The sequence below is a fragment of the Halobacteriovoraceae bacterium genome, from assembly GCA_020635115.1.
In the GTDB taxonomy this organism is placed as follows: Bacteria; Bdellovibrionota; Bacteriovoracia; order Bacteriovoracales; family Bacteriovoracaceae; genus JACKAK01.
In genome coordinates, this window is the sequence record JACKAK010000008.1 from 1 (window position 1) to 15,384 (window position 15,384).

Consider the following 15,384-nt stretch of genomic DNA (forward strand, 5'->3'; position numbering starts at 1 on the left):
AATTAAAACACTTGGCTACAATTTTAGAATTCCTGATATCTCAGATGCATTCTCTCTTGCTTTTATGTTGACTCGAATCGGTTGTGGGATAAACGACATTCTTTTAAGTGGAAAACTTAAAAAAGCACTTAAAGTTTCCTAGTTTTTTCTCAGAATAAAATGTAATTTGTTAAATACCGCGCTATCTATGTTTCTTATGGCTTCCATAACTTCGTTTTTGTGGTTATTATTTGAATGGATAACTGTGAAAAGCTCTTTAGCACTTTTTGTTCCAGAAATGGCAATGTTTAATTTTGCCATAGCTTCTTCGATGCTACAGTTGTTAATGTCGCAATTATGAATAATTTCCATAATTTCTTTAGTCAGTATCTGGATTTTGTCTTTGTCTTCCATACCTCATAATAGAGGTTTTCTGCACTATTTTTTTAAAACGAAATTTGCCGTTCTCTTAACAACATCTGCCTTGTCTAGGATATGGAAGAATCTAGATGATATTTCTTTTGCGATAATAAGATACCTTCTGTCTATTTTACAAGGAACTTGTATTCTTTTTAGAACCATTTCACCAGTATGTTTTTTGCTGGCATATTCAAAATCTTCGTAATAAATAGGTGAGAACAATTTTTCCATTATATTAATATATAAACCAAGAGCAGTATTTACTTTAGATGAATTGTAATTTGGTTTAAGCATTTTTTTCCATTCATCTTTTATTGGGTAAGCTCCATTAGTAATTGAAATTCTCCAAAAATAGGCATCTCTTGCAATATCTTCCATCTGTTCATTTGTAAGTTTTAGCTCTCTAAAAGCTTTCATAACACTTACAAGCTTGAAAGAATTAGCTTCCATGTCTCTGACCCACTCATTGGCGTCTTTTGTGGTAACATCGGTTCTTCCATGTACGACTTTTGAAAGACCAACATCTCGATTATCCTTAGCTTTTTGTCTTGCAAAAGGAAGAAAAATGCCACTTTTTTCAATTTTGGCACAGAGGTAGATTACATTTGAAGTGTTTCTTCTTGAGCTTAAACTTAAAACCATGATAGGGGTGTATTCTTCATTGGCAAATGAAGCAAGTCTACTTGAAGAGAGAATGGTTAAAAAATAAGCCTCGTCTGTTCCGCGTTTTGTTTCTGGATACTGAAAATCCTCTAAAAGAAAACCATCTTTAAAAATGGTTTTAAAAAACTCTGAAAAATTAATATTCGAGTTAAATCCTTTGTGTCTACCTTTAGTAAGTGGGCTATTTAAAAAATCTTTCTGGCTGACATTTTTTTGTGATCTACTTTTGCTATCTTGCTCTCTTTGCTTTACAACTTCAGCTCTTACATTTGCAGACATAGACCTGCTCTCTACTACAAGATCCTTTATAGAAAACTCTCTGATTTCCTTAACTTGACCTGCATCTTTTTTCATACACCCCTCTTTTTATTCAGGCAGCTTTTCCAAATTCTTCTGCCTTAGTTCTTATAAAATCATTAAAAGCGTTCTTTTTGTAATAATTTTTACCAAGTCTGCTTATTACATTATCGTAACTTATACCATTTTTTAATAATTTTATTGCTTCTAAAAATTGTCTTTCTTTTCTCGTAAATGATGTTTTTTCAATGTATGTTAAAAAATCAATAAGAATAAGACCATTGCTAAACAACTCAGATTCCTTCGAGAGTTTATTAACATGAGATGATGACACGTTTTTTCCGCATGAATTAAAGATAGTGCACGACTCACTCATATCCGTAAACTTAGTTGATGAACTTACTGTGTCACTTATAAAGCTTGACCAATTATCACTTGATAAGCAAGTTTCTCTAGATGCTCTTAATTTAGATGATTTGTGCAAGTTTGCTATTCTATTTCTACATGAAGCAACCATATAGCCATAAACCATATCAATACTGTCAAAGTTAATATGATCGCCGATCGAAGGGAGAGTTCCATCTTCAAGTATATCCGTTAAGCTTTTATACTCAACGATATCAATATTTGACTCTTTTTTCATGCTTTTCAGCCTCTCTCTAATTAGAAAGTGTTCATATGCTGCAACAGTTCTTGCTACGACATAATAAACAACACTTTCTACCTCATCATATTCTAGTAGATCTGAAGTATCAGATGTACCTCTAATGATATTTCTTGATTTAACCTCATCTAGTAGCATTTTTGCTAATTTATCTTTGGTTAATCCTCTTTCATTATACAGTTCTTCTAAGTAACAAGAACTCATGGTAACCTCCGCAAACGTACCGCTCTAATCCATCATTTTTGTTAAATTCTTCCTATCCTTAAGAAGAACAGTTTTTACTGACTATCTATTTGGAGATGGACAGTAGTATTTTGTTTTATTCATACCTTTTGTACAGCTTGAGATATAATTCGCCTCACCAAGTCTAGGAGCTTGCGAGCAAGGAATTTGTCTCATTGAGTAATCAAAAGTTTTTGACTTTCCATAAAGCATAACTACTCTGTAGAGCATGTAGTCTTCAGTTGGTTTTTCACAAACAAATTTAACCTCTCTTCCTTTTACCGAGAGTACTGAACAATACTGATTTTCTCCTTTATCTTCTCTGATAAAACAAGATCCAGTTTGCATATCAGCAAGAGTTGGCTCTTTTTTCGCTGAATCGTAAATGCTAACCTCTTTACAGTTTCCTTCTTCGCATACGGTGTAGGTTTTTCCAGCAGCTACACTTGAGGCCATACTTGAGGTTGAAAGTAGTAATAAAGCAATTAAAGTTTTCATATATTCTCCTATGTATTTAGTTTATAGTATATCTTGCCTTGTGTCAACTAAAAATTTTAATATAACCAAAAAAAACTCATAAGCTATTGATTATATGTAATAATAGAGGTTTTTACTCCATTTATAAAATTAGCGTTCGTTGTATCCTCTTTGCGGTTATCATCCCAAACCAGTTTTTCTAGCAATTCAATAGTCTTATCTGTCTGCTTTAATTGAAGCTCTAGTAGCCTAAGTGTTTCTGTGGCTGTATTTTTTTTGTTATTCATATGGTTTCCTTTATTTTTATTTCAAATCTCTTATCTGTATAGTTCAATTATTCTTTCTTGATCATTTTTAGAAAGTTCTCTTTTTTGTTGTCCGTAAAAAGAGTAAGGATACATAACGTCTTCAGCATGATCTGAGTGAGCTAGTCCCAAAAAATGACCCATTTCATGAATAGCGATAGTTTCTAAGTCCATTGTAAAACGAGCAGTTTCTTCTCCTGTACTGAATTTGTAATTATGATAATTAAAGTGGAGATCTGCTCCTTTTATAAAACCGCCTAAAGATGTATACCAACAAAGGGCAACAGTTGTTTTTTGAGACTGATCCCAAGTGTATTGTTTTGTTGCCTCTGATACTCTGTCATGAACAGGAAGCTCTAAATTAGTATATTGGTTATTAACTCCACCTCTAACAATATCTATAGCATTTGTTCCAAGAGTATCATTCCAAACTTGAGCAGCATTTTGGAGAGCGGCAAATTCATCATCTGAAAAATCTTCGGTTACATAGATTGTTTGACCTAAATTTTCCCATCTAATATCACCTTGATTAGTATTCATTGTGGATACTACAGTTTGAGTTTTACCACATGCTACAGTTAGAGTGATTATTGCGATTAAGATGATGTTTTTTGCAGTGTTCTTCATACGTTCTCCTGTTTTATATTTATATTTAAACACTGCGTTATATTATGATCAAGTACGATATAAAAATATTCTTAAAACATTGAAATAATTAGGATTTTAATGAGTGTGAATTTAAAACAAAGTATACGTATATTATGATAAGTGCCTCTATTTTGAGTCACAGGTGTGTTAACCTATTAAAAATATTAAACCAGCTATTAAAAATAAAAACCCCCAATAAAGGGGGCTGTAAACTGCTATTAAAGCAAAAAGAAAGTAGGTTATTAATTTTGAACTATATGTGAAAAAAACAACGTAGCATTACTTTCTGAGATAAAATTACCAAAATAAGGTATCTCAGACATAGTTGAATCAAGAAATACATATAAGCCAGTATCTCGTTTTTTAGCGTAAAATAGGTCTTCTCCTTCTAGTGTAATCATCCCGTAAACTTCGGTCTTAAAAGTATCGTCAGCGGCTTTAATAGTAGCTTCATCAGTTCCATCGTAAGTGTATACACCGTAACACCAAGTTCCCCCTCCATCTAAACAAGTTTGAGATCTTGTAAAAATATAAAGAAGTGACCCGTTGTGGTACATATATCTAATACCAAGGGGAAGAGTGAGTGTTTTTTCAGCATTTGTGTTAACGTTCACACACTTAACAAGGCTTTGCTCCACATCGTTTAGCGTAGCACCTTGAATGATATAGCAAAGCTCATCTCCTAATATTACTGAATATTTTCTTTGAGTGCCATTTGAAGAGAGCCCAGGATACATAAATGTATCTAAATCAATATCAAGGTTATATTTTTGGGTGATAGTTCCATCATTTTTATTAAAATGAAACATATTTGCTATTGTTCCATCTTGAAGCAACATATCAAAGCCACCATCTGTGACATTAAAAATATTTCCATTATCTACATTATATCCCTCAGTTCCGGATGGTATAGAGTATGTTGAGTACTGAAAGAGTTCGTAACTGCCAGTGCTAACTAGATTTGCTTTGTTTGCGCCAGCCGTTGTGTAAAAATACTGACCAGTAAGTCCCGCTGATTCAAAGGCTAAATGAAAAGCATGAGTCCCTTTTTCTATACCGAAAGGAAAATTTGAATCTTCGACTGTATGGATAAGGCTAGGAGATCCATCATTTAAATACGTGTTTGGTGTACTTGAGTCTGCGGCATAAAATTTTGAGTCAGTTAAATCAAGAACTCCAAAGTCAGAGTCAGCATTACCCATATCAAAAAAATTGTCATCTCCACCGGACATGAAAACTAAATTATTGTGAACCCTAACAATTGGAGACATAATACCTGGCATAACCGCCGATCCAGACGTAAACGGCGTATCGGTTTCTTGTACAAGGTTTATGCCATCATAAGAATATAGTAGAATATTAGTTGAATTTTGGGCATCAGCAAAATAAATCTTGTTCCCTGAGACCTGAAGTGAGAGGAGATTACTACCTAGAGTTGAAGAACAATAAATGTTTTCCGAGGTTAAGTTGTCATTAACTTTAACAATGCATTTCCCCGCAGCTCCAGTATTATCATTACCATCAAAATAAAAATTATCTCCTAATTTTACAATTGAACTCACGGATATAACCTTTGTCGGCTGGTCTGCTTTTGAATAAAGTGTATATGTGTGCTCTTTATCAAAAGATAACATTGCTGTGAATCTCGCAGTATCAGAGCTTCCTGTATAAACTGTTCTTTTAACTGCATCTTTCGCATCTAGGTCCACATCAACTGTTGAACCGTTAAAAAGCTCATATGTAACAGTAAAAGGGTAGGTAGGCTTGCTTAGCGTGAAACTGTTTTTTGTAAGTTCAATTGTACAGCTACTACCTGCTGGAAGGAGCCAGTTTATACCACTTTGACAATCTCCTCCGCCTGTTCCTCCAAGTTTTGAAGTATCAACGTAGATACCAACAAACTTAGCTTTATAAGCAGAGTTATTTTTTAAAGTTAGAGAAAAAGTCATTCCAACATCAACTGGTCCAGTGCTGTCGCCATTAATTTCGAGATCGATTACTCCGTAAACCGGATTAATTGCTAATGTTTGAGTTGTTCCAGAAGTTATTGCACCGTTTTCACTATATCCAATATTAATATTATGATTTACAACTGCGCCAACATCAGTTGATTGAACCCCAAATGTACAACTTGCTCCAGAAGCTAAACTTTGCCCAGAGCAATTATCATTAACTAGAGCAAGATTTGCACCACTAACAGAAGGAAGGACAATGTTCATGCTTTCAGCTAATGAATTTGTGTCACCATTATTTGTTATAGTTAATGTTTGCTCACTGAGTGCGCTATTTCCCTCTACATCGCCAATTGCAGCTCCTGATACTGACAAATTTGCTACTGGTCTTAAAACGGGTTCTACCGGAATTTCAACGACTAAAGTCTGAGTACTTCCATTATTATCAATATAATCAAATGAAATAGAAGCTGTGTACGAAGAAGATTGAACAGCGACATTAATTTGAATACTACAAACTTCATTAGCATTGAGAGTTGTACCACTACAATCTCCCAAACTAACAAGTGATGCCCCGCTTGCTGTATTTAAAGATATACTCCCAATTGTCCCAAGATTTGAAAAGTTTGATAAGCTTAGGGTTTGAGGTGCATTTTCTCCGATAAATACGTTTGTTGGTTGAGTATAAACGTCGCTACTTACAACTGCCGTTCCATCATCCGGTTTTACAGGAGTGCCCACAGAGGTAACTTCTACAGTTTTTGTTTGTCCAGATTGGTCGTAACTAAGAAAGGCCGACTTGTTTCCAGAGTTATCAGTATTTGGGTCTTCTAGAACAATAGTACAAGATTCCCCTTTATTAAGAGTCACACCGCTACAAGTTCCGCCAGTACCAGGAAATGAACCACCTTTATATTTAAGTCCTCCCGTTTCTTTCTTACTTGATATATTAGACATAGGGGCATCTTCATTATTAGTAATTGTAATAACCCTATCTTCTTGAAGCCCAGCAGTTGAATTTGAGTTGTTAATAGAAGATGCACTTACTCCACTAGGCGCGGGCGTACCTTGATCTCCTTGTTCTCCAGCCCCGTTACTGCTTACATTAACACTTCCCTTACTACACGAAGCAAGAGATATTACGAGCGCGATTAAAACAAACAATTTCATAATTCCTCCATTTTTTTATTACTTATTGTTTCTACTTATAAAATAGAGGTTTTGATTAATCCTTGTGATTAACTTCGGAAAAAATATTGTGATGTTTGTTAGAGCGGTTGTTAATATATACATCGCAAGCTTTACAAATTGTGAACTCGTGGTTCGTTTTTGGCGCACTTGTCTGCATCACATATCTGATCTTGGGCTCAACATGGTGTTTTGAGAGATTATTCCTGAGAAAACCTGGAATATTGCAGTGACGTCTCGTTTTTGTCATCAAGTGCCAATTTGTCCGCACATTGTCCGCTTTTGTCCGCCTGTTGTCCGCTTTTGTCCGCCTGTTGTCCGCTTTTGTCCGCCCATTGTCCGCTTTTGTCCGCCAATTGTCCGCTTTTGTCCTGACATTTTACGACAAATGTGAAGAAAAATTCACGAAATAATCCACTATTTTGTATTAAAGGAGTTTTTATGGATACATCACTAATAACAGAAACCGAGATACAGCAAGATTCAAAAAAAAGGATGCTAAGAAGAAAGTCACAAAAAAAGAGCGAAGAGAAGGTCAACAAGCAAAAAAGGAATGCTATTCTTCTAGTTTCCGGGACAGTAACTTTATTATCTATTTTGCTTCTCATGAGAGATTCTTATAATATGTACGTTCAAGCGGATTCAATGCCAGCACTTTTAGCATGGTCAGCTTCTTTGATTATGGAACTAGGGGTAGTTGCTTCTATTTTGGTTATCCAGACTAAAAAAGACATTAAAAGTAACGCTTTATTTTACGTTCTTATCCTTATTTTGAGCTTATTTACGGTTTTTGCCGTCAGTTCTCACGTTGTTAGAAATAAAGACTCTAAATCAATAGAAATTGAACAACAAATTGGAGAGTTAAAAGCTGGAATTGATCAAAATACGCAAAAAAGCCTCTATTTAGAGGAACTGAAAGCGCAAAGGGATATTTTAAGAGAAAGCCTTAAGGTTAAAATGGGTAATAATAAGCAAAAAAGGGGTACTATTGAGGCTCAGATACCCTATTTTAAGGAAAATAACCAAAGAGCAAACCTCGCCAAAGCGACCCGTGACCTCAATGTCCTTATTTTAAGCTCTGAGCGTGATATAAAGGCACTAGAAGACAAGATATATGACAAATCAAACGAAATTAATGACCTCTCTAAGCAGTTATATAACTCCAAAATAGGTGCTGATAAGTCTCAAATAAGTGCATTAAAACGCAAGCTAGGGCACACATCAGACGAGGGTGTTTCGATGGTGTTATTGCGACTAATGTATGTGATATTAAATATTATATTTTCTAAAACATTTCTAGCAAACCTATTTGTATACAAAGATTAATAACCTATTTGAAATCGATTTTTAAAGAGAGAATGAATGAACCAGTTTGAATGACGTTTGTTCGTAGAACAACGGAATTTGAACGAGGGTTCGTGAAATGAGTCTCTGACCTTCCGCGATTTCATTTTTTACAGAAGGGTCTATTTTCGGTGTTTTTAGCCGTTTTTGGGTGTTTTTATGGATGTTTTTGAATTAATCTTAAAATTTTAAAAATCGTTCATTCAAAGAGTTTTTAGCATTTTTTGAAAACTTGCTTATATAGAGCTAATTAGATACCTTTAAAGCGATTTTTATTTATTTAAGAAGGGACTCTTTTGCTAAAATGCTAATTTTTCCCAATATATAGGCAAAAACCGATTCTTAGCACCCCTTTTGTTCAAAGCTTGTTTTAAAATATGCGATTAGAAGCCTTTAAATGTGCCTAGAAATCAAAATTGGATAAAATCAAGTATGAAACCTAAGAATAAACCCAATATATAGGCAAAAACCGATTATTAACACCCCTTTTATTCAAAACAGTACTTTTAATTACAGTTGTAAGTGATTGATTATATAGAGATTTATTGTTAAATATTTTAAGATTTTATCACTAAACTTAAGAATAAGCCCAATATATAGGCAAAAATCGATTCTTAGCACCCCTTTTGTTCAAAACGTGTCTTTATAAAATACTTGTAACTAATTAATATTATTAGTTGTTCATCCTAAAGATTTATGCAAATTACCACTAAACTCAAGAATAAACCCAATATATAGGCAAAAATCGATTCTTAGTACCCCTTTTGTTCAAAGCTTTGAATGAATGAATTCTTGTAAGCTATTGAAATTATTGACTAAATATTTACAAAATTTGCTTATGGAACTAGTTAGGGTGTTGAATAAACCCTATATATTGGGGATTTTGCATCCTTACAGGAGTACTTAGGGTGTAGTTTAATTTTTTTTGCACAAAATCTTCTATTTTATAATTAAGGAGATTTTATGAATGAAGGTGCTAATGTAATTACCTCCAGTGTTTTAAAAACATTGATTGAAAAGGAATCTAAGTTTTGCGACTATTCAGAAATGGTCAAAAATATCATAGCTTTTGAGCGAGATAGTAACCATAGAATAGACAAAAAGGTCGTAAAAATTAGGGCAAAGGAGTTGCTAAAAAAATCAATTCGAACGGTCGTTTGGGTTCTTGATAGGCATCTTGATCATGAGGTTTGTTTAGAAACGTCTTTAGTTTTTTGCATTAGTCCTTTTAGGGATAAATCCCTTGCTAGAGCGCTTGATATGGTTTTTGAGTTTTTTAACTCAAAAGGGGCTTCTTATAAATCAGATATTGGTCAATATATTTACTATAAGTTTAACTTAAAAAAAGTCCAAACATATATTAGGTTGAAATTTAACCCAATTGTAGACCTTTATAGAATTCTATTTCCTGGTAAAAAAATGGAAAGTGTTAAAGATGCAGTTACCAAAATCACTAAAGAGGTTATTTCTAATAAAAAAAGAATTAGTCGCTACAAGACCAAAGGTGGCGAAAAAATGACTGAAAAAAGAGCAAATAGACTTATAGCTAATTTAAATTCCAATCAGAATAAAGACATGAAAGAGGTTTTGAATGAGATTCTTGATGAAAATAATGATTCTGATAGCGAACATTTATTATTAGAAAATGATACTGAAATTCCTACTGCTCAAATTGACGTTGAAACTGATACTGACAAAATAGACAAAGAAGATATCCCTGTTAACAAAATAGAAATTCAAACTAATCAAAGATTAAGCAGTAAGCAGAAGACAGCGTATGACCTCCTAGTGGCTTTTATTTTAAGTTTTAGTACTGATCCTGGAAATGATGGGGTAATGCTTCCTGGTTTTTGGAAAAGGTGTATTGGAGATATGTCAATGAGTTCAAGTGAGCGTTGGGGTACGGTTCCGCGGGTAATTGTTGATTTTGATAAAAACGGACTTAAAAACATTGAGGAACTAAGTGATTCAGTTAGAAATGGTAGTGCCGCAAAGAGACTCTTTCATAAAGACCTTTTTCAAAAAGGAAGCTTGTTAGATGTCCTTGGTATTTATAAAGAGGTAGATTTAAACTCATATCAAAAATTGATTAATTCTATGCTGGAGGTTGTTTCATGAGTATGGCAAAAAGGGTTATATGGGATAAGACTCCAGATGAAATAGCTTTTGAATTATCTAAGAGTGATTTTGTTAAGAAGTCTCGCAGGATTATTTTAGCGGGTCCATTTTGTGCCGGAAAAACAGTGGTCGGGAAGGAGCTTGCGGCAATATTGAAAATACCTTTTTTTGATCTTGATAACTGCTTTAATCCGCTAAAAGAGTCAACTTCAGATATTAGGGATAGAGAAACTAAAGCACTTAATACATTCTTAAAAACACACCAAAAAAATCCATATATTCTAGCATTAGGAGGCGGAACGCTTCTTAGGGCGGAAAATATAGACTCTGTTAAAAAAAGCTCTATGGATATTATGATTTTTCTTAACCCACCAGAAGGTAAAATATTTTCAAATCTTGGGATTGGAGACAATCTTAAGGCGAGACAGTTTTTACCACAATTTCCATGGACTCCAGTGATTGCCTCTAAAGTTATAGAAATGCTTTCAGATAGAAAAAGTTCACTTTCTAATTTTGTACACTTTAGAAAATGTTTAGTGGTTAGTTAGCTAGAACTCCTATTTTGAATATAGGAGGATTTATGAGATCAAAAAAGAAGACTAAAACGAGTTCGGTATCTAAAAAGAGAGTGAAAAAGAAGAAAGTTGTAAAGAAAACAGCTAGAAAAAAACCTAGCAAATCTAATAATGTTTTTGATCAAAAAGAAATTGATAGGCAACTTGCAGCCATAAAATTAGCGTTATCGCGAAACGAGTTAACGTTTGAACCACTTGTCGACTATGGAAGAAAGATAAAAGATGCGGAGTAGAAAATGGATTTTAATTTACTAATTTTAGCAATGATTGGAATTGTTATATCCGGTAGTTACCTTATTACTCAGGGTGTAACTATGATAGAGGAGGTGTATACGGAATTTTCTAAACCCTTTGAGGGTATGCGAATACTACATGTAGATGATGATGAATCATGTCTAAAACTAATCTCCAAAAAGCTTGGGAGGAAGGGTGCAAATGTCCTTAGTGTTAATGGTTCACAGGAATTTGTTGATAAGATTGATGGATTCAAACCTCAGTTTGTTATCTTTGATTATAATATTGATAGAAATAACGGATGGCAGCTTTTTAGATACGCCCTTAAAAAAGGCTATCTTGATGGAGCAAAAGCAGTGTTTTATACAAGTCAAAAGACTCTCCTTAGAGATGTTATGATAAGTGAGAGATTTAAAATTCCAATACTTAGAAAAAACTCCGTAAATCCACAATATATTTATGATTCTTTTAAGAATTCATGGTTTCTTTCTCAAACTTTTGGCTCGGAAGATATTAGAAAGCTGACAGAGAACGAGGGTTCTCTAAAGCTCAAATATTAAAAGCTCCACCAGAAATTTTGGTTATCAAGTGGTCAATATTCCCTCCAGCGCAGTTTGGATCTCCATCAACTTGATCAGTGGATAGTTCCCCATATGGAATGAAGTTTGCTTGCCAATCGACATACTGTGATGGACTATTGTTATAAGAAAAAAGAATTTTTGAAAAAGTACCATCTGGTAGGTCAGGTCGTAGATTAGAGGTGTCTACTTTAACCACAATTGACCCATGAAGCTCGCAATCTTCAAGATTAGCAAATACAAAGGTGTACTCATCTTGTCTTTTTGTTAGAGACAGTTCAGGATTTCCTTCCCACGGTTGATCTTCTGCCGACTTATATACCCAGCCTTTTCCTGATACAGTTTTTCGTTGCGAACCAGGGGTATTATCTTTGTATGAAAATGTGTACAAAAATGCACCATTATACCCGATTGAAATATTTGTAACCCCTCTTCGTTCTCCGACGTTGTCTATATTTAAAACAACACCTAGGTATAATTTTTGATCAGCAATATCTGGAACAGGATAAGGACTTTTTGATTCTTGTACATATCCAGAATAGGACATCTGTTGAGCATCGATGAACTCTTGGACTCCCTTTTGTCCACAGCTAGATAGAAGAAGTGTTAAAAGCATAGATGTCATAATTTTCATAAAAACCCCAAATTGTTTAAGCAAGCTCAGTTTATCACGGTTAACACTATGAGTCAACTTGAAAATCTATTATATTTTTAATTATTTTGTAACTATCTGTAAGTATTAATTAAATTAGCATGAAAAAATTGCCATGATTTTTAATGCGGTTTTATACGACGCAAAATTATCGCTAAAAGACAGTCAAAATATTTGCAGTCGTTATAATTTGTTATTCTGAGATTTTGAGATAGATCTCTATTTTAGCCCCGCCCAAATTTGATGAGCCAGCCAAAATTCTTCCTCCATGAGAAGTAATAATTTCGTGACAAAAAGGAAGGCCAAAACCAGTTCCAATTTCGCCGTTTGAACCAGTTGATTTTTCTAGCTCTTTGTACTGAAAAAGTTCAAAAATATCTTCTGGAGGTATGCCTGGACCAGAGTCTTCAACGCAGATAAGGGCGTAATCGCTTCCTTTTTTATATACGCTAATAGCTATTTCGTCTCCTTTTTGGCAAAACTTTTCTGCATTAGTCAGTAAATTGATAATAACTTGGTTAATAAGGAGTTCGTCTATCTCGCAAAAAATTGGTTTTTCAGGTAGGCTTTCTTTTAAAGTTATATTCTTAAGTTTATATAAATTCTTAAACTCGCTAAGAGTTGTCTTTATAAATTGCACAATGTCTACGTTTTTAAGCTTGAGATCTATATCTCCTCCTTTTATTCTTTGAGAGGATAAAAGTGAAGATATTAAATAGAGTGCAGATTCCGATACGTCATAAATATTTTGAATAATTTCTGATACTTCAGTTTTGTCCATCGACTCCATATCTTCAATTAAAATTTCTGATAAACTTTGTATTTTGCCAACGGGGGTCCTGAGATCGTGGGAAAGAAGAGAGAGAAATTTATCTTTATTTGCAGAGTCCTTTTCTGATTTAATTGACTCTTTTATCGCCTGTTTTTCTGCGCTTATATCGCTTATTGCTCCAACAAAATAGCGTGTATCATTGTACCATATTTCGTTAATTTGGATTTGAATTGGAAATTCTTCACCATTTGAGCGTAGAGCATATATCTCTCTTAGGGATACATTTAGCTGGTATTTGTATTCGTTTTTTAGATAGGTTTGCATAAGAGTATCATGCATTGACGCTATGGTTTCTGGCATCAGTTTATTTATACTAGATCCTACAAGTTCATATCTGTTGTATTTAAACATTTTAAGTGCGGTCTTGTTTACCATTTGGATAATACCGTTAATGTCTGTGATAAATAGGGCACTTGTTGATACGTCCAAGATTTGCGAATTAAGCGAGTCGATAATTTTATGCTCGTTTGAAAACCAAAACACACTCTTAAAGATGATTAATATTATTAGAAAAAATGCCACTATAGCGACAATAAGTAGTAGGACATGACCTGAAATTTCCATAAAAGCTCCTATTTATAAAATAGGAGTTAAAAACTTAAAAAAATGAATTATTGACCTCTATTTTTTATATGGAGGATTTATGAGTAATATTATCTATGTGGGAACAGATGCGCATTTTTGGCAAAATTTAGTAATCGATTTCAAAACAATCGTTGAAAATGATGATATTTGTTTTCATTTTGTAAATTTACTAGAGACACCCTCTCAACTTGTTGTAAAAAAAATAGTAGATTTTAACCCAAGTATTATCTATTTTGATTACACATCATCAGGTGATATTTCTCAGTATATTAAACAAACAAGAACTTATAGAACATTTAATAATATAACCACTGTATTCTTAAACAAGAGTGCAGATGAAGAGCTTTGTAAAATGCAGATTTCAGAAAAAGTTCATCTTTTTTATACAAAAGAAGGCGATTTTGGTGAGATCATTTACGGACCACTGGATATGACTTACCCCTATATTAAGAAAAGACCAAAGTATTCAAAAGCAGTTTTTGATGGAAGAATTACTCTCCAAGTTCCTGCAAAGGTTTATTATGCGACAAGTTCAGAGGTTATAGTTGATCATGTAGGGGAATTTAATAGCGGAACAGAATTTGATACTTATAATTTTTTTGTACCAAAATCTATACTTCCTTCTCAAAAGCTAATGTCTGGAAATTCGTATAATGGCAGACCTGGTTTTTTTGCGAATGTTTTTAATCCGATAACCAGAACAAGTGACGAAATGATTGATCTTGATAATTTAGATGAATCAAGCACTTTGAATGAATATGAGGTTATACAGGAATACAAGGACTATATTAAGAGAAATTCTAAGATATATTTCCAAAATAACACTATACGCGCAATAGTTATATCTCCCGAGCTTAGTATTGGAAAAAATAAGCGGGTTTTTGATGGAGATAAGCATTACACCTATGAAATAGTGAGAACTCCTCGTGAAGCGATAGAAGTGAGTAAGGTATTTAAGCCACATATAATTGCTTTTGAATATAATCATTCTGATATGAGTATTATTCCTGAAGAACAGCGAACAAATTTTACTGGAAACGAAGGGTTTAAGTATCTTCTAAATCACTTAAATGAATTCGGTTTCAGGGGAAATTTCCTGGTGTTCGGATTAAAATCTGATCAGATTCTAACAGAAATCCTTGCTATGGCTCCTAATCGTATTTTTGCTAGAGTTGGTTTTTTAAATGAATTATCAATAGATGAAGAAGCTCAAAAATTCATTAATATCATAAAAACAAAGCAGAACGACAGGGCGTTAGAAGCCGTTAAGAAGCTTAAAAAAATAGACCCTAAAAAATACCTTAACTTAACACCAAGGCATCTTTTGGAGGATAAATGTTATTTCTCAATGGATGACAGATCAAGCATGTTCGCACTTAAGCGGCTAGCCTACTTAACAAGTATAACAGAATCTGTTGTTACTTTATCAAGTGATATAAAATTTAAACACGGCGACGTTGTCATTATTGAGTCTCCGGTAAAAGTTTTTTTAACAATTATCGACACTCAGGAAGTGTTACCTATTGCTAAAAAAAGAGAGTTTTCACAAGATTACAAATGCTTAATTAGTTTCACGGATGAAAACAAGCTTAAGGCACTAAGAAGATTTGTAAATATCGCAAAACAGCAAACAATGAAGACAAAAAAATAA

15 protein-coding genes are annotated in these 15,384 nt (G+C 33.7%); 6 read left to right on the forward strand and 9 right to left on the reverse strand.

Annotated elements, in window-relative coordinates:
• Nucleotides 1–138 precede the first annotated feature (138 nt).
• From H6622_13210 to H6622_13240, 7 genes are all read right to left on the reverse strand, one after another.
• Nucleotides 139–393: a hypothetical protein gene (locus tag H6622_13210; protein MCB9062474.1), complete on the reverse strand. Its 255-nt coding sequence runs from the start codon at nt 391–393 to the stop codon at nt 139–141.
• A 24-nt stretch (nt 394–417) separates the two neighbouring features.
• The gene (locus tag H6622_13215; protein MCB9062475.1) at nt 418–1,416 is read right to left on the reverse strand and encodes a hypothetical protein; all 999 of its coding nucleotides are present in this window, start codon (nt 1,414–1,416) and stop codon (nt 418–420) included.
• A 16-nt stretch (nt 1,417–1,432) separates the two neighbouring features.
• Complete coding sequence (locus H6622_13220; GenBank protein ID MCB9062476.1) at nt 1,433–2,227, reverse strand: hypothetical protein; 795 nt, start codon at nt 2,225–2,227, stop codon at nt 1,433–1,435.
• Between the two features lie 81 nt (nt 2,228–2,308).
• A complete protein-coding gene (locus H6622_13225) occupies nt 2,309–2,743 on the reverse strand; it encodes a hypothetical protein (GenBank protein ID MCB9062477.1) in 435 nt (144 codons plus the stop codon).
• A gap of 83 nt (nt 2,744–2,826) precedes the next feature.
• Entirely contained in the window at nt 2,827–3,009 is a 183-nt protein-coding gene (locus tag H6622_13230) for a hypothetical protein (GenBank protein ID MCB9062478.1), read from the reverse strand.
• A 30-nt stretch (nt 3,010–3,039) separates the two neighbouring features.
• Nucleotides 3,040–3,654, reverse strand: a complete 615-nt coding sequence (locus H6622_13235) for a matrixin family metalloprotease (GenBank protein MCB9062479.1) — start codon at nt 3,652–3,654, stop codon at nt 3,040–3,042.
• A gap of 263 nt (nt 3,655–3,917) precedes the next feature.
• On the reverse strand, nt 3,918–6,797 hold the full coding sequence (locus H6622_13240) for a hypothetical protein (protein MCB9062480.1): 2,880 nt from the start codon (nt 6,795–6,797) through the stop codon (nt 3,918–3,920).
• Nucleotides 6,798–7,256: 459 nt separating this feature from the next.
• On the opposite strand from H6622_13240, the gene H6622_13245 reads away from it, so the two are divergent.
• The 5 genes from H6622_13245 to H6622_13265 all read left to right on the forward strand — a co-directional run bounded on the left by H6622_13245 (nt 7,257) and on the right by H6622_13265 (nt 11,646).
• Nucleotides 7,257–8,141, forward strand: coding sequence for a hypothetical protein (locus tag H6622_13245; GenBank protein ID MCB9062481.1), 885 nt, complete (start codon nt 7,257–7,259; stop codon nt 8,139–8,141).
• Nucleotides 8,142–9,122: 981 nt separating this feature from the next.
• A complete protein-coding gene (locus tag H6622_13250) occupies nt 9,123–10,277 on the forward strand; it encodes a hypothetical protein (GenBank protein ID MCB9062482.1) in 1,155 nt (384 codons plus the stop codon).
• Nucleotides 10,274–10,825 carry a hypothetical protein gene (locus tag H6622_13255; GenBank protein MCB9062483.1) on the forward strand — a complete coding sequence of 184 codons (552 nt, stop codon included), beginning with the start codon at nt 10,274–10,276 and terminating at the stop codon, nt 10,823–10,825. The genes H6622_13250 and H6622_13255 overlap by 4 nt, the downstream gene beginning before the upstream one ends.
• Nucleotides 10,826–10,857: 32 nt before the next feature.
• Entirely contained in the window at nt 10,858–11,085 is a 228-nt protein-coding gene (locus H6622_13260) for a hypothetical protein (protein MCB9062484.1), read from the forward strand.
• A gap of 3 nt (nt 11,086–11,088) precedes the next feature.
• Entirely contained in the window at nt 11,089–11,646 is a 558-nt protein-coding gene (locus H6622_13265) for a response regulator (GenBank protein ID MCB9062485.1), read from the forward strand.
• Here H6622_13265 and H6622_13270 read toward each other — a convergent pair.
• Both H6622_13270 and H6622_13275 read right to left on the reverse strand, forming a co-directional pair.
• Nucleotides 11,636–12,298, reverse strand: coding sequence for a hypothetical protein (locus H6622_13270; GenBank protein ID MCB9062486.1), 663 nt, complete (start codon nt 12,296–12,298; stop codon nt 11,636–11,638). The genes H6622_13265 and H6622_13270 overlap by 11 nt on opposite strands.
• 211 nt (nt 12,299–12,509) lie before the next feature.
• Nucleotides 12,510–13,712 (reverse strand): PAS domain-containing sensor histidine kinase, encoded by a 1,203-nt coding sequence (locus tag H6622_13275; GenBank protein ID MCB9062487.1) that lies wholly within the window; start codon nt 13,710–13,712, stop codon nt 12,510–12,512.
• 79 nt (nt 13,713–13,791) lie between these two features.
• Here H6622_13275 and H6622_13280 point away from each other — a divergent pair, with 79 nt between their 5' ends.
• Entirely contained in the window at nt 13,792–15,384 is a 1,593-nt protein-coding gene (locus H6622_13280) for a hypothetical protein (GenBank protein MCB9062488.1), read from the forward strand.

Bases quoted from the DNA above. Each gene is read 5' to 3' on its own strand.
- H6622_13210 (MCB9062474.1), bottom strand. From the start codon at position 393: ATGGAAGACAAAGACAAAATCCAGATACTGACTAAAGAAATTATGGAA.
- H6622_13215 (MCB9062475.1), bottom strand. From the start codon at position 1,416: ATGAAAAAAGATGCAGGTCAAGTTAAGGAAATCAGAGAGTTTTCTATA.
- H6622_13220 (MCB9062476.1), bottom strand. From the start codon at position 2,227: ATGAGTTCTTGTTACTTAGAAGAACTGTATAATGAAAGAGGATTAACC.
- H6622_13225 (MCB9062477.1), bottom strand. From the start codon at position 2,743: ATGAAAACTTTAATTGCTTTATTACTACTTTCAACCTCAAGTATGGCC.
- H6622_13230 (MCB9062478.1), bottom strand. From the start codon at position 3,009: ATGAATAACAAAAAAAATACAGCCACAGAAACACTTAGGCTACTAGAG.
- H6622_13235 (MCB9062479.1), bottom strand. From the start codon at position 3,654: ATGAAGAACACTGCAAAAAACATCATCTTAATCGCAATAATCACTCTA.
- H6622_13240 (MCB9062480.1), bottom strand. From the start codon at position 6,797: ATGAAATTGTTTGTTTTAATCGCGCTCGTAATATCTCTTGCTTCGTGT.
- H6622_13245 (MCB9062481.1), top strand. From the start codon at position 7,257: ATGGATACATCACTAATAACAGAAACCGAGATACAGCAAGATTCAAAA.
- H6622_13250 (MCB9062482.1), top strand. From the start codon at position 9,123: ATGAATGAAGGTGCTAATGTAATTACCTCCAGTGTTTTAAAAACATTG.
- H6622_13255 (MCB9062483.1), top strand. From the start codon at position 10,274: ATGAGTATGGCAAAAAGGGTTATATGGGATAAGACTCCAGATGAAATA.
- H6622_13260 (MCB9062484.1), top strand. From the start codon at position 10,858: ATGAGATCAAAAAAGAAGACTAAAACGAGTTCGGTATCTAAAAAGAGA.
- H6622_13265 (MCB9062485.1), top strand. From the start codon at position 11,089: ATGGATTTTAATTTACTAATTTTAGCAATGATTGGAATTGTTATATCC.
- H6622_13270 (MCB9062486.1), bottom strand. From the start codon at position 12,298: ATGAAAATTATGACATCTATGCTTTTAACACTTCTTCTATCTAGCTGT.
- H6622_13275 (MCB9062487.1), bottom strand. From the start codon at position 13,712: ATGGAAATTTCAGGTCATGTCCTACTACTTATTGTCGCTATAGTGGCA.
- H6622_13280 (MCB9062488.1), top strand. From the start codon at position 13,792: ATGAGTAATATTATCTATGTGGGAACAGATGCGCATTTTTGGCAAAAT.